This window comes from Micrococcaceae bacterium Sec5.1 (assembly GCA_039636795.1).
GTDB lineage: Bacteria > Actinomycetota > Actinomycetes > Actinomycetales > Micrococcaceae > Arthrobacter.
Map to the genome: position 1 here is coordinate 2606808 of CP143430.1, position 12066 is coordinate 2618873.

Genomic DNA, 12066 nt, shown 5'->3' on the forward strand with positions numbered 1-12066 from the left:
CATGTGGGAAACCTCGGCACGGCTGCTGCGACTACTCTCTCTCCTGCAGACCCGACGCGACTGGTCCGGCACCGAATTGGCCGAGCGGCTGGAGATTACTCCACGCACTGTGCGCCGCGATATCGACCGGCTTCGCGGCCTCGGCTACCCCGTGATGGCCACCCCGGGCACCGCCGGTTACCGGCTGGGCGCAGGCGCGGACCTGCCACCGCTGCTGCTCGACGACGACGAAGCCGTCGCGGTCGCGATGGGCCTGCGCACGGCCGCCGGCGGGTCGATTACAGGCATCGAGGAGGCCTCAGTGCGGGCACTGGCCAAGCTCGAACAGGTACTTCCGTCCCGGCTGCGCCACCGGATCAACGCCCTGCAGTCGATGGTCGTGCCGATGGCCAACTCCGGCCCCACCGTCGACCCGAGCACGCTCACGGCCATCGCCGCCGCCTGCCGTGACTCGCTGCGCCTTCGCTTCGACTACTGCACCCACGACGGAACCAGCAGCATCCGCACGACCGAGCCACACCGGGTGGTGCACGCGGGCCGGCGCTGGTACCTCATTGGCTGGGACGTCGACCGCCAGGACTGGCGCACTTACCGCGTGGACCGCCTCGATCCGCGCACGCCCACCGGGCCCCGGTTCACTCCGCGCACCCCGCCTCACCCGGATATCAGCGGCTATGCCTCGCGGGCGATCTCCACGTCGGCCTACCGCTACCAGGCCCGGTTCACCCTGCAAGTCAGCGCCGAGACCGCTGCGGAGCGGATTGCCCCCACCACTGGGGCGCTGGAGCCGATCGACGAGCACAGCTGCACCCTGCGGGCCGGTTCCAACTCGCTGGACGAGTTGGCCATCTACGTGACAACCAAAGGGTTCGACTTCCAGGTGCACGAACCCCAAGAGCTTGTCGAGCACGTCAGGTCGCTGGCAGCCAGGCTCGCCAACGCGACCGATTAGGCGGTCCAAGGACGTCCAGTAGGCTCTGCGCATGCTCGATGCACTCAGGGCCTACCGGCTCTGGGAGCTCCGCGGGTTCCGGAGCTGACACAAGTCGAGCTTCGAGCCGCTAGGGCATGATCTTGTACAGATCGATCACGGTCTCCTCGGGCTGCGCTGCAAATCCGCCTTCGATTCCCTGCTGCATCCGGGGAAGGAGGATGCCGTCACGGAATTTCTCCCAGCTCTCCTTCGATTCGTGGACGGCCATGATGGTCCAACCTCCCTCCGAGGCGCCCGCTGCGTGGAAGGTCTGCCCCTCGGGCAAGAGCCCTTCCCCCGGGTGGACGGCAGCAATTGATGCCTCGTATTGGTCCTGTGTGCCTCCTGGGAAGAAGTGCACAACTCCATAGCCGTTGGCTTCCATGTCCGCTCCTTGGATGTGGGAATGCATTCAACATGCCAAGCACTAGACCCCATTACTCGGGAAGTCAAGGACTTCGCGTTAGATGCTTTGTTGCTGCCATAGGGGCCGGATTCTCCGATGGCAGCAGCACCTTCCATCCCTCTGGATTGGGAGTCCTAGGGTGAATTTCAGTATTCAGGCGGAGCGGCTCCTGGCCGTGGATTCGCGAACCACCAGACGGCCGCCCAGTGCTCTCCGACCAAACTCAGTTGACACCAATGAGGCCCACCTCACCCTGCTGGGAAATCGAGTATTACAGTTGATGTATGGCTGCCAGCCGGAATCCGCTCGATGACCTGCGCGAAACCATCGGCCACTTGGCCAATCAGCTCAAGCTGCCCGGTTCGGAACGCGTCGATGACCTGATGGGCGATCTCATCGGTGCCAGGCAGGGTCCGGCCCGGCCGCTGTCCGAGGTACAGGCCGAACTCGACGCGCTGGTCGGACTGGAAACCGTGAAGGAACAGGTGCGGGGCCTGGTCGCATTGCTCCAGGTTCAGGCCCGCCGCAAGGCGCACGGCCTTCCGGAGGTGGCCACATCCCAGCATCTGGTGTTCCTCGGAAACCCCGGCACAGGCAAGACGACAGTGGCACGGCTCCTGGCCGAAATGTACCGCGCGGTCGGTCTGCTGCAGAAAGGACACCTGGTCGAGGTCGACCGTTCGGGCCTGGTGGGGCAGTACGTGGGTGCGACCGCTATCAAGACGGACAGGGTGATCCGGCGTGCGCTGGACGGCGTCCTGTTCATCGACGAGGCCTACGCGCTGGCACCGGAGGACGGCCGGACTGACTTCGGTCCCGAGGCGATCGAGGTCCTGCTCAAGCGGATGGAGGACCACCGCCACCGCCTGGTGGTGATTGTGGCCGGGTACCCGCGGCTGATGGAATCCTTCTTGCTCTCCAACCCTGGGCTGCGCTCCCGGTTCGCTCGCGAGATCACGTTCCCCGACTACTCCGTCGACGAACTCCAGACGATCTTCCACCAGATGCTGGCCCAACACGAATACACGCTGGAGCCGGGAGCGGACCAGATGCTGCGCCGCATCCTTACCGGGCTCCACGCCGGGGAGGACTCCGGCAATGCACGGTTCGCCCGCACGCTGTTCGAGCAGGCGCTCAACCGCCAGGCGCTGAGGCTGTCGCTCGACGAGGAACAAAGTCTGGACGCTCTCGATCGTGAGGCTGTCATGACGCTCACCGCGGAGGACATCGCCGAGGCCGCACTGGCCTTGGGTGAGGAGCCAGAGCCGGAGCCTGAACCGACGCCGGAACGGGAACAGTCACGGTGGTGGCGCTGGTTGGTCTGACCGGACCTGTGACGGCTCTCAGGCTAAATGCCTGTCATTTTTAGAAGACACGTGCTCACGAAGCTGCAACGTCAATAAAGAGATCGGCGAGGCGACTTCGCTGCCACCGGGCGTGAATCATCCAAAGTGGGGCCATGATGTCATCCGGGTCGATGTCTACGGCCACGACTCCGGCGCGGGAGATGTTCGCATTCGACGTGGACAGGAGGGCGATGCCCACGTTGGCAGCGGTGAGGGCCAGCTGCGTCTCCAGGCTCGTGGCGTATCCCTTAACCAATGGCTCGAAACCGGCGGACCGGCAGGCAGAGACGAGCAGGTCGTAGTACGAAGGGTTGTACTCGCGTGGCAGGAAAACCATCGGCTGCTCACGGAGGTCTATTAGTTTGAGGCTGGTGCGGGAAGCGAAGGGATGTTCCTCAGGCAGGAATGCCTTAAACGATTCGTCAAGAATGTGTGTGGACACCACCTTGTTGTCCATTGCGGCCGAGCGTACGAATCCGATGTCGATGTTCCCGGCCACGACTGCGCGCACTTGCGCGCCGGCATCGAGGAAGTGCTGAAGCTCAACCATGCACCCTGGTTCTTTCCCGAGAAGGCGACGGATAAGGTCCGGCACGGGGCCGTTGGCAGCTGCGCCGAGACATCCGATCACCAGGCGGCCAAAAAGACCGTCCCTTGCATCGAGCACTGTTTCCCGCGCACGCTCCGCCTCGGCGAGAGTTCTCCGGCACGACTGGAGGAACAGCTCACCGATCTGGGTCAGGCCGACGGCGCGGCTGGACCGCGCGAGCAGTTGAACGTTCAGCTCGTCTTCGAGCTTGCGGATCTTCTGACTGAGCGCGGGCTGACTCATTTCCAACTGCTGGGCCGCCCTGCCGAAGTGCAATTCGTCCGCGAGTGTGCGGAAGGCCAGCATGTCCTTGAGGTCCATAAGTACAGGTTATCGCATCAGAACCTGAACCCCATCGACTTATTGATGCGGGAGTTTCAGACTGGACTCATGTTAGAGAAAATGTCCCGCCGACATGGGCTGGAACTGACGTTCCTCGCATTGAAAGGTCCTGTTGGCAGCTCCCTCGCTGAGTTATTAGTTCAATGGAAAAGAGGTGCATCTGATGCTGTGGACCAAGGAGTTTGAAGCCCCTCAGCGGCGGGCCGCCACGGAGGCTGGTCCTTCCCGCTCGGCTTCAACGTCCTCATCTACGGGTCGAAACGTCGGCTCGTGGTTCGTGCGGTTTGGCCCGACGATCGTCTTGATCGTCCTCGGCCTGCTGTTTTGGCAGTTCGTGCTCACCCGGGTCAATTTCCTGGGGATTCCTTCGAGATATCTGGGTTCTCCCAAGGGGATCATCGACGCACTCGTCACGCTCATACAGTCCGGCTACACCGGAACCCCGTTGTGGCAGCACTTCCTGGCGAGTATCAGCAGAACACTTTTCGGGGTGGGGCTGGCTACCGTCATCGGAGTGCCGCTTGGCCTGGGCATCGGCCTCAACCGGTTCCTCGACCGGCTGCTTAGCCCGATCATCGGGTTCCTTCGGCCCATCCCGGCGCTTGCCTGGATTCCGATCGTGGTTATCTGGCTGGGTATCGGTGAACAGTCGAAGGTGTTCGTCATCTTCATGACGGCGGTGCTGTTTGTGTCCACAGGCGCGGCTCTTGGTGTTCGGGCAGTGCCTCAGGATTTCTATCTTGTGGCCCGTAATTATGGACTGAGCAGGTTGCAGTTCCTGAGGAAAGTCGTGCTTCCACCGGCACTCCCGCAGATCCTTGCGGGGCTGCGGACCGCCTTGACCGTCGGTTGGGCAGTTGTGGTCGCGGCGGAGTTGATCGGCGCATCGCAGGGCCTCGGCTATATGATCCGTAACTCCTCCCAGGTGTTCGATGTCAACACGGGCTACGTGGGGATTCTCCTTATCGGTGTGGTTGGCGTCGCCTTCGAGTACGGGTTCCGTTACTTCGAGAATCGCCTGTTGCATTGGCAGGTCTCGCGATGAACCAGAAGAACATCCTCTCGTCCCGTCCCACCAGAGAGCAGACCATGAACGGCATGGACAAAACGCCGGCCCGCGCGATCGGCGACACGAAAATCACCTTGAGCGGCGCAGCCCAGGCGTACTCCGTACGTGGAGGACGCCGGGAGGTACTCACCGGGCTTGACATTGAAATCAAGACAAACGAGAGCGTCGCTGTCATTGGACCGACCGGCGTCGGCAAGAGCACGCTGCTCCGTCTGATCGCAGGATTCGAGAGTCCCACCACTGGCGAAGTGAAGCTTTGGGATGACGGCAGAAGCAGCCTCGCGGCACCGGCGGCGGAGATCGGTTACCTCTTCCAGCAACCGGCTTTGTTCCCGTGGATGACCGTAAAGGAGAACGTGCTGTTTGGAGCCAGGCATGCAAAGACGTACGGCACCGATAAGCAGGCCATGTTCTCCCAAGCTGACTACTTCATGGACCGTGTCGGGCTTTCGGACGCGGCGGACCTCTTCCCGTATCAGATCTCAGGGGGCATGCGGGCCCGGACTGCTCTGGCAAGGGTCTTCCTCACCCGGCCGAAGGTGCTCCTCATGGACGAACCTTTCGGCGCACTGGATGCCCTGACCCGCCGCGAGATGTACGTGCTCCTGCGCGATCTCGTGTCGACGTCGCCAGAGCTCACTACCGTCATGGTCACGCACGACGTCGACGAGGCGATCACGCTGTGCGGAACCATCATGATCATCTCGGGTATCCCGGGAACCATCACCTCTGTATATCGCAGCAGACTCGCAGCGATGGCGGAGTCGGCGGAAGACCTGCAGCGCGAGCCCGACTACGTCGAACTCAAGGCAGCGCTCCTCAGGTCGCTCAACGCGCGCCGGAATGAAACCAGAACAACCACCGGCGCCACATCCTAGCCAAACCCATCACATCACGTACGAATCAACGGAGATCGAAAATGTTTAACTTTCGTCTGCGTCGGTATGCCACTGCCTTGGCGGCGGCCCTGACGCTGTCCCTCGGACTTGCAGCCTGCTCTTCCCCCGGTTCATCCGGCGGAGGAGGGGGCGAGACGCCCACCATCCGGGTTGCCTACGCGCAGGGCCTGCAAGCCAACTTCTACTATGCCCTCCAGCATGATCTCTTCGCGAAGCACGGAGTCAAGGTTGAAGGCACGAAGTTCGATTCCGGGCCTGCCCTCATCTCCGCCCTGGTGGGCGGCAGCGCAGACGTGGGTTACTTCGGAGTTCCTGCCATGGCTACAGCCAACGAGCAGGGCGCACAGCTCCAAGTCTTCAGCATCGCAAACAACGCCGGAGACATGGCCGCCCTATATGTGAAGCCGGACAGCGGCATCCACTCCATTCAGGATCTTCGAGGCAAGAAGGTAGCGACCACCCAGAATACAGTGGCGCACATCTTCCTGCTGATCGCCCTGGAAAAAGCGGGCATGACTCCCAGCGATGTTCAGATTGAGTTCTACGACCCGGCTGGCCTGGTCGCCGGCTTCGACCGCGGGGACCTTAGTGCCGTGTTCATGTTCGCCTCAGTCGGCGCCAAGTTTATTTCCAGCGGTGCCCAGATCGTGAAAGGCACGACGTCGACCGACCTCGGCGTCCCGGATACCGGAAACTTCATCGCGTCGAAGGACTATATCAACAGCAACAAGGCTGCTTTGCAGAAGTTCATGGCAGCCGTGGACGAGGCAACTCCCATCGTCAATCAGGACAAGGCCACTTACATCGACGCGCTGCAAAAGGGCATCGGCCTTGCCGGCGATCAGGCTCAGATCATCTACGACAACCAGCCCTCGCCTTGCCTGGTCTCTTCCACGCTTGCTGACCCTGGTTCGCCCGTTTCTCTGGCGCCGGGCGCCGGCTTCACCAAGATCACCCAAAAGATGATCGAAACGATGACCAAACTCGGCATCCTCAAGTCCGCTCCGAACGTCGCCGACTTCGTCACATCCTCCGTTGTGGAAGGCATGGGCAAATGACACAACCATCACATGCCCGACCCAATGTAGTGATCATCATCTGCGACGACCTCGGCTACGGTGACCTCGCGTGCAATGGCGGCACAGTGATCGCCACACCCCGGCTCGACGAGCTTGCAGCAGACGGAGTGCGTGCCACGGCCATGTACAGCGGGGGGCCCACATGTTCACCGGCGCGGGCGGCGCTGCTCACGGGCCGGGTGGCAGCGCGCACCGGCGTAGGCAGGGTGCTGTTCCCGGACGAGGATACCGGTCTCCATAAGGACGAGATGACGATCGCGTCCTACCTGTCCAGAGCTGGTTATGCCACAGGAGCATTCGGCAAATGGCATGTGGGACAGATGCCCGCAAGGGGTCCGCTCCGTTTCGGCTTTGATCATTACTTCGGCCTGCCGTTCAGTAATGACACTCCACCGTACTTCCTGTATCGAAATGAGGAAGTGCTCGAGGACGGCCCGGATATGTCTTCCCTGACCCGCCGCTATGTCGAAGAAGCCATCGGGTTCATTGACAACGTTCCTGAGGGGCAGCCGTTTTTCACCTATGTCGCCTTCACCACTCCGCACTACCCTGTGGAGCCGGACCCCGAGTTTGAGGGCAGGTCTGCAGGAGGTCCCTACGGGGACACCGTTGAGAGCATCGATCATCACGTCGGAGTGTTTCGTGACGCCCTTGAAGAGCGAGGCATTCTTGAGGACACCATTTTCGTGTTCACCGCTGACCACGGCCCATGGTTCGAGGGGTCAACGGGCGGCATGCGAGGACGGAAGTTCGAGACGTGGGAAGGGGGCACGCGTGTCCCGTTCCTGGCGTCGTGGCCAAGGCAGCTTCCGCGGTCAGTGGTCATGAACTCGCCTCTGGCGTCGGTTGACGTCCTGCCGACCATTTGCCACTACCTCGGGCTGGATCCCGACGGAAAGCCAGTGGACGGCCAGATCATCGCGGACACCCTTGAGGGCAAGGAATCCACTGAACACGACCCCATCTGGTATTTCGACGGATATGAACTGAATGCGGTCCGCAAAGGGAAGTGGAAGCTGCACCGCCGTCGACAGACCTGGGGAGCGGAGCGATTCGCCACCATGTCCCTGCCTCAGCTGTTCGATATCGAGGCCGATGCCGGGGAGTCCTACGACCTCAGCAGGAGGCATCCCGACGTCGTCGCCGAACTTAGCCGCCTGATGGACCAACAGGAGGGAACCATCGACAGGTCCGACGACGATGGCCGCCTTTGGTGGCTCGAAGGCAATGTCGACGCCCGATGAACCGAAAATCCCAAGAGAGGACTAAAACCATGTATGCATACCAAGTCAATGCCTGGGGTGACGTTGTGGGCACCCCGGGAGCCGTCACTGATTTGGCTTCCGGACACTATCTCACCCCGGGAGATTTGGACCCCGCGCTTGAAGCCATAGCAACAGCAGGGTTTTCCGGCGTCGAAATCTTCGACGGCAACCTGTTGGCCATGGGTGACGGTGCGCAATCATTCGGACGCCGCCTGGAAACCCATGGCCTGACACTGGCAGGTGTCTACTCCGGCGGCCACTTCATCTATCCAGACGCACACGAGGAGGAATACCTGCGTTTCGAGCGCTCCATCAAGGTGGCCGCTTCCGTGGGTGCCCGCCACTTCGTTATCGGAGGAGGTGGAGTGAGGGTACGCGGCCGGCTCGATTCCGACTACCGGGTTATGGCGGAGCTGCTGGAGCGTGTAGCCGCATGCGCGACGGCGGAGGGTCTCATCCCCAGCTACCACCCCCATCTGGGCAGCCTCGCTGAAAACCCGGACCAGATCGACGCCCTCTTCGCCGCCTCATCCATTGGCCTGTGCGCCGACGTCGCCCACCTCGCCGCCGGTGGTGGCGATCCGATCAAGATCATGGACCGCTACGCTGACCGGCTCACGTACGTCCATCTTAAGAACTACATCGCAGCTTCGGGCACGTTTGTCCCTCTGGCAGATGGGGATCTCGACATTCGTGCCATCCTCGCTGCGATAACAACCCTCGGTTACTCCGATTGGATCGGAGTGGAACTCGACGGCTATCCGGGTGATCCGGGCGTTGCAGCCGTCGAAAATTACAAATTCCTTCAGGAGGCTACCAATGCGTGATGTAAACATCGCCCTCATCGGCGGAGGCTTCATGGGCAAAGCCCATTCTCTGGCCTACGCGGCAATGCCAATGTTCTTCTGGCCGGCACCGGCCCGCCCCATCCGAAAGGTGGTGGTCGACGCCACCGACGAACTGGCCAGGACCGCAGCCGATCGCTACGGCTGGGAGCGGCACTCCTCGTCCTGGCAGGAGATCGTCGAAGATCCCACGATTGACGTCGTCGACATCGCCACGCCCAATCATCTCCACGCCGAAATCGCAATTGCCGCTGCGAAAGCGGGCAAGCACGTCATTTGCGAGAAGCCCCTGGCACCAACGGCAGACGAAGCACGGCTCATGCTCGACGCAGTCGAAAGGGCCGGAGTGGTCAATGCTGTCGCCTTCAACTATCGGCGAACCCCTGCCGTGGTCCTGGCCAGGAAGTACATCGAGAACGGCGAGATTGGTGACATCCTCAACTTCCGCGGTACCTACTTGCAGGATTGGAGTGCGGACCCCAACTCGCCTCTGAGTTGGCGCTTCCAGAAAAAGATCGCAGGCTCCGGTGCCATAGGCGACATCGGCTCGCACGTCGTGGACCTCGCACGCTATCTAGTCGGAGAAATTGCCGAGGTAAATTCCGTCGTCTCGACCTGGATCAAGGAGCGTCCGCTGCAAAGTGGCGGATTCGACACCCTCGGCACGGCCAAGGTCTCCTCTGGGCCAAGGGGAACTGTCGACGTCGACGATGAGGCGGTGACTCTGGTCAGGTTCACCAACGGGGCAGTAGGGTCGCTGGAAGCCACGCGAAATGCCTGGGGCCGGAACAATTTCCTGACGTTTGAGATCCACGGCACCCGCGGTTCCCTGGTATTCAACTACGAGCGCCGGGACGAACTCCAGGTTGCATTCGCAGATGATCCTGCAGACCGGCGAGGCTTCCGCACTGTATATACCGGGCCGGCCACGCCGTACGGCGAAGCACTCTGGCCCATTCCTGCACTCGGCATCGGATACGGCGAGACCAAGATCATCGAGGCTTATGAACTCATGAAGGCCATAGAAACTGGGGAGCGGATTCGGCCGGACTTCGCTGATGGCTACCAGACGGCCCTCGTCGATGAAGCGATCGCGACATCAGGAGCGACGCGCGAGTGGGTAAAGGTGGAACCCGTGCAAACGGCAGCCCACGCCCAGCGGTGACAGGGGGAAAGTAAGAAATGGGAGAAGCCTGATGCTCGGCTGCTGTTCCACATCCATCAAGCCGGGGAGTGAGAACAAAAGGCGCTCTGTGGATCAGGACGAGACTTCGACTCCTCCTGCTTGGCTGCCAGTGCATGACGAAGTGCTGCTTTCCGGTGGAGTGTTCTCCATGGGGGACGCATTCGATGAGGGATACACCGCCGACGGCGAGACACCGGTTCACAGGGTGCGGCTGGACGCCTTCCGAATCGACGCGACAGCGGTCACCAACAGCATGTTCGCATCCTTTGTCAAGGAAACCGGGTATCGGACTGAGGCCGAGCAGTACGGCACCTCCGCCGTGTTCCATCTGCTCGTCCGTGCCCCGGAGCGGGATATCGTCGGCACCGCGGCGGGGGCGCCGTGGTGGCTCAACGTTCGCGGTGCCGACTGGGCCCATCCTTTCGGCCCGGATTCCCACTGGAACGAGCTACCGGATCATCCGGTCGTGCAGGTTTCCCACTTCGACGCCCTGGCCTATTGCGCCTGGGCCGGTCGGCGGCTGCCCACGGAGGCGGAGTGGGAATACGCCGCCCGCGGCGGACTAGAAGGCAAACGGTACGCCTGGGGTGACGAGCTCACCCCAGGCGGGGAGCACTACTGCAACATCTGGCAAGGCGTCTTTCCCGGAGCAAACACGAGCGAAGACGGATATCTCGGAACCTCGCCTGTGAAGACCTTCCCCGCCAACGGCTATGGGCTCTACGAAATGGCCGGCAACATCTGGGAATGGTGCACCGACTGGTTCTTGCCCAAGTACTACCGCACGTCACCCATAGACAATCCGCAGGGGCCCACGATCGGTGCAGGACGCGTCATGCGGGGCGGCTCCTACCTCTGCCATGACTCCTACTGCAACCGCTACCGTGTAGCCGCACGCACCTTCAACACGCCCGAGTCGTCCAGCGGCAACTGCGGCTTCCGGACCGTTAGGAACGCCTCATAAACCGGCGAAGCATTCACCAGCATCATCGAACAAGGACATGGAGAATTGAGAATGAAAGCAGTCATCCTTCCCGGTGACGGGCGAGTCAGCGTGGAAGACCGGAATATCCCGGACCTCGGCCCGCATGACGTACTGGTCCGCACCCGTGCCTCGGCCATTTGCCGCAGCGACATGAGCCTCTACCATGGGAGCCCGATTGTCGGTGGTGAAGGGGCCCGGCAAGGATCCGTCATCCCAGGACACGAAGCCGCGGGTGAAGTCGTCCGCATCGGCGATTCCGTCACCTACGTAAAGGAAGGTGATCGCGTAGCCGGGTACCTCGCTCTGGGCTGCAACTTCTGCGAATACTGCCTCAGCGGCTACATGATGCTATGCAAGCAGTGGAAGTGTTGGGGATTCGATGTCCACGGAGGCGACGCCGACTACTTCGTCCTGCCTGAACGGAACTGCTTACATCTCCCGGACGAGCTCTCCTTCCGGGCCGGAGCAGTCATGACCGACATGCTCGGCAGCCAGTACCACGTGCAGAAGAAGCTCGGAGTGGCAGGCGGCAAGACCGTCGCCGTCTTCGGCATAGGCCCCATGGGATTGGCCGCGGTACTTGTTGGGAAGGCGTTCGGCGCCCGTATCATCGCCGTCGATGTCATTGCCGACCGTTTGGAACAGGCTAGGCGGCTCGGGGCAGATGTCGTCATCAACAGTGCGACCGACGATGCCCTCCAACGGGTCCGTAACCTCACCCAAGGCCGTGGTGCCGAGATCTGCATCGATTGCTCCGGCAATCCGGCCGGGCAAAACTCAGCCCTGGATGCTGCGGCGAAGTTAGGAGCCGTCGCCTTCGTCGGAGAATCCCGGGCAACGGAAATCAACCCAAGCGAGCAGATCATCCGCAAGCTTCTCACCGTCGTCGGGGGCTGGTACTTCCCTGTCGGTGATTGGGAAGGAATCGTCCGCCTTGTCCTTGATCAGAAGGTCCCGGTTGAAGAGCTCATCAGCCACGAATTCTCCATCGACCAGGCCGAGGAAGCCTTCCAAGCCTTCGATCGTCGCGAAACCGAAAAAGCCCTCTTTACGTGGTAGTCCCAAAATCAGTTTCTTCGAAA

At 61.6% G+C, this 12066-nt stretch carries 12 protein-coding genes; 10 read left to right on the forward strand and 2 right to left on the reverse strand.

The window, feature by feature from the left end; translation table 11 throughout:
- The first annotated feature begins 1 nt into the window (after position 1).
- On the forward strand, positions 2-952 hold the full coding sequence (locus VUN82_11930; protein XAS74485.1) for a WYL domain-containing protein: 951 nt from the start codon (positions 2-4) through the stop codon (positions 950-952).
- A gap of 109 nt (positions 953-1061) precedes the next feature.
- Here VUN82_11930 and VUN82_11935 read toward each other — a convergent pair whose 3' ends face one another.
- Entirely contained in the window at positions 1062-1358 is a 297-nt protein-coding gene (locus VUN82_11935; GenBank protein XAS74486.1) for a hypothetical protein, read from the reverse strand.
- Between the two features lie 305 nt (positions 1359-1663).
- Between VUN82_11935 and VUN82_11940 the strand changes: the two genes are divergently transcribed.
- Positions 1664-2704 carry an AAA family ATPase gene (locus tag VUN82_11940; protein ID XAS74487.1) on the forward strand — a complete coding sequence of 347 codons (1041 nt, stop codon included), beginning with the start codon at positions 1664-1666 and terminating at the stop codon, positions 2702-2704.
- 55 nt (positions 2705-2759) lie between these two features.
- Here VUN82_11940 and VUN82_11945 read toward each other — a convergent pair whose 3' ends face one another.
- Positions 2760-3635 carry a LysR substrate-binding domain-containing protein gene (locus tag VUN82_11945; GenBank protein ID XAS74488.1) on the reverse strand — a complete coding sequence of 292 codons (876 nt, stop codon included), beginning with the start codon at positions 3633-3635 and terminating at the stop codon, positions 2760-2762.
- A 184-nt stretch (positions 3636-3819) separates the two neighbouring features.
- Here VUN82_11945 and VUN82_11950 point away from each other — a divergent pair, with 184 nt between their 5' ends.
- From VUN82_11950 to VUN82_11985, 8 genes are all read left to right on the forward strand, one after another.
- Positions 3820-4701, forward strand: a complete 882-nt coding sequence (locus VUN82_11950; protein XAS74489.1) for an ABC transporter permease — start codon at positions 3820-3822, stop codon at positions 4699-4701.
- Positions 4698-5603 carry an ATP-binding cassette domain-containing protein gene (locus tag VUN82_11955; GenBank protein XAS74490.1) on the forward strand — a complete coding sequence of 302 codons (906 nt, stop codon included), beginning with the start codon at positions 4698-4700 and terminating at the stop codon, positions 5601-5603. The genes VUN82_11950 and VUN82_11955 overlap by 4 nt, the downstream gene beginning before the upstream one ends.
- Positions 5604-5644: 41 nt before the next feature.
- Complete coding sequence (locus VUN82_11960; protein XAS74491.1) at positions 5645-6682, forward strand: ABC transporter substrate-binding protein; 1038 nt, start codon at positions 5645-5647, stop codon at positions 6680-6682.
- Positions 6679-7947 carry a sulfatase-like hydrolase/transferase gene (locus VUN82_11965; GenBank protein XAS74492.1) on the forward strand — a complete coding sequence of 423 codons (1269 nt, stop codon included), beginning with the start codon at positions 6679-6681 and terminating at the stop codon, positions 7945-7947. The genes VUN82_11960 and VUN82_11965 overlap by 4 nt, the downstream gene beginning before the upstream one ends.
- Before the next feature lie 29 nt (positions 7948-7976).
- The gene (locus VUN82_11970) at positions 7977-8795 is read left to right on the forward strand and encodes a sugar phosphate isomerase/epimerase (GenBank protein XAS74493.1); all 819 of its coding nucleotides are present in this window, start codon (positions 7977-7979) and stop codon (positions 8793-8795) included.
- Positions 8788-9978, forward strand: a complete 1191-nt coding sequence (locus tag VUN82_11975; protein XAS74494.1) for a Gfo/Idh/MocA family oxidoreductase — start codon at positions 8788-8790, stop codon at positions 9976-9978. Before VUN82_11970 ends, VUN82_11975 begins: the two co-directional genes overlap by 8 nt.
- Before the next feature lie 124 nt (positions 9979-10102).
- Entirely contained in the window at positions 10103-10963 is an 861-nt protein-coding gene (locus VUN82_11980; GenBank protein ID XAS74672.1) for a formylglycine-generating enzyme family protein, read from the forward strand.
- A 51-nt stretch (positions 10964-11014) separates the two neighbouring features.
- Positions 11015-12043, forward strand: a complete 1029-nt coding sequence (locus VUN82_11985) for a zinc-binding dehydrogenase (protein XAS74495.1) — start codon at positions 11015-11017, stop codon at positions 12041-12043.
- The last annotated feature ends 23 nt before the right edge of the window (positions 12044-12066 follow it).

What these genes read in the sequence shown, in the direction of transcription:
- VUN82_11930 (XAS74485.1), top strand. Translation starts at nt 2, where the DNA reads ATGTGGGAAACCTCGGCACGGCTGCTGCGACTACTCTCTCTCCTGCAG.
- VUN82_11935 (XAS74486.1), bottom strand. Translation starts at nt 1,358, where the DNA reads ATGGAAGCCAACGGCTATGGAGTTGTGCACTTCTTCCCAGGAGGCACA.
- VUN82_11940 (XAS74487.1), top strand. Translation starts at nt 1,664, where the DNA reads ATGGCTGCCAGCCGGAATCCGCTCGATGACCTGCGCGAAACCATCGGC.
- VUN82_11945 (XAS74488.1), bottom strand. Translation starts at nt 3,635, where the DNA reads ATGGACCTCAAGGACATGCTGGCCTTCCGCACACTCGCGGACGAATTG.
- VUN82_11950 (XAS74489.1), top strand. Translation starts at nt 3,820, where the DNA reads ATGCTGTGGACCAAGGAGTTTGAAGCCCCTCAGCGGCGGGCCGCCACG.
- VUN82_11955 (XAS74490.1), top strand. Translation starts at nt 4,698, where the DNA reads ATGAACCAGAAGAACATCCTCTCGTCCCGTCCCACCAGAGAGCAGACC.
- VUN82_11960 (XAS74491.1), top strand. Translation starts at nt 5,645, where the DNA reads ATGTTTAACTTTCGTCTGCGTCGGTATGCCACTGCCTTGGCGGCGGCC.
- VUN82_11965 (XAS74492.1), top strand. Translation starts at nt 6,679, where the DNA reads ATGACACAACCATCACATGCCCGACCCAATGTAGTGATCATCATCTGC.
- VUN82_11970 (XAS74493.1), top strand. Translation starts at nt 7,977, where the DNA reads ATGTATGCATACCAAGTCAATGCCTGGGGTGACGTTGTGGGCACCCCG.
- VUN82_11975 (XAS74494.1), top strand. Translation starts at nt 8,788, where the DNA reads ATGCGTGATGTAAACATCGCCCTCATCGGCGGAGGCTTCATGGGCAAA.
- VUN82_11985 (XAS74495.1), top strand. Translation starts at nt 11,015, where the DNA reads ATGAAAGCAGTCATCCTTCCCGGTGACGGGCGAGTCAGCGTGGAAGAC.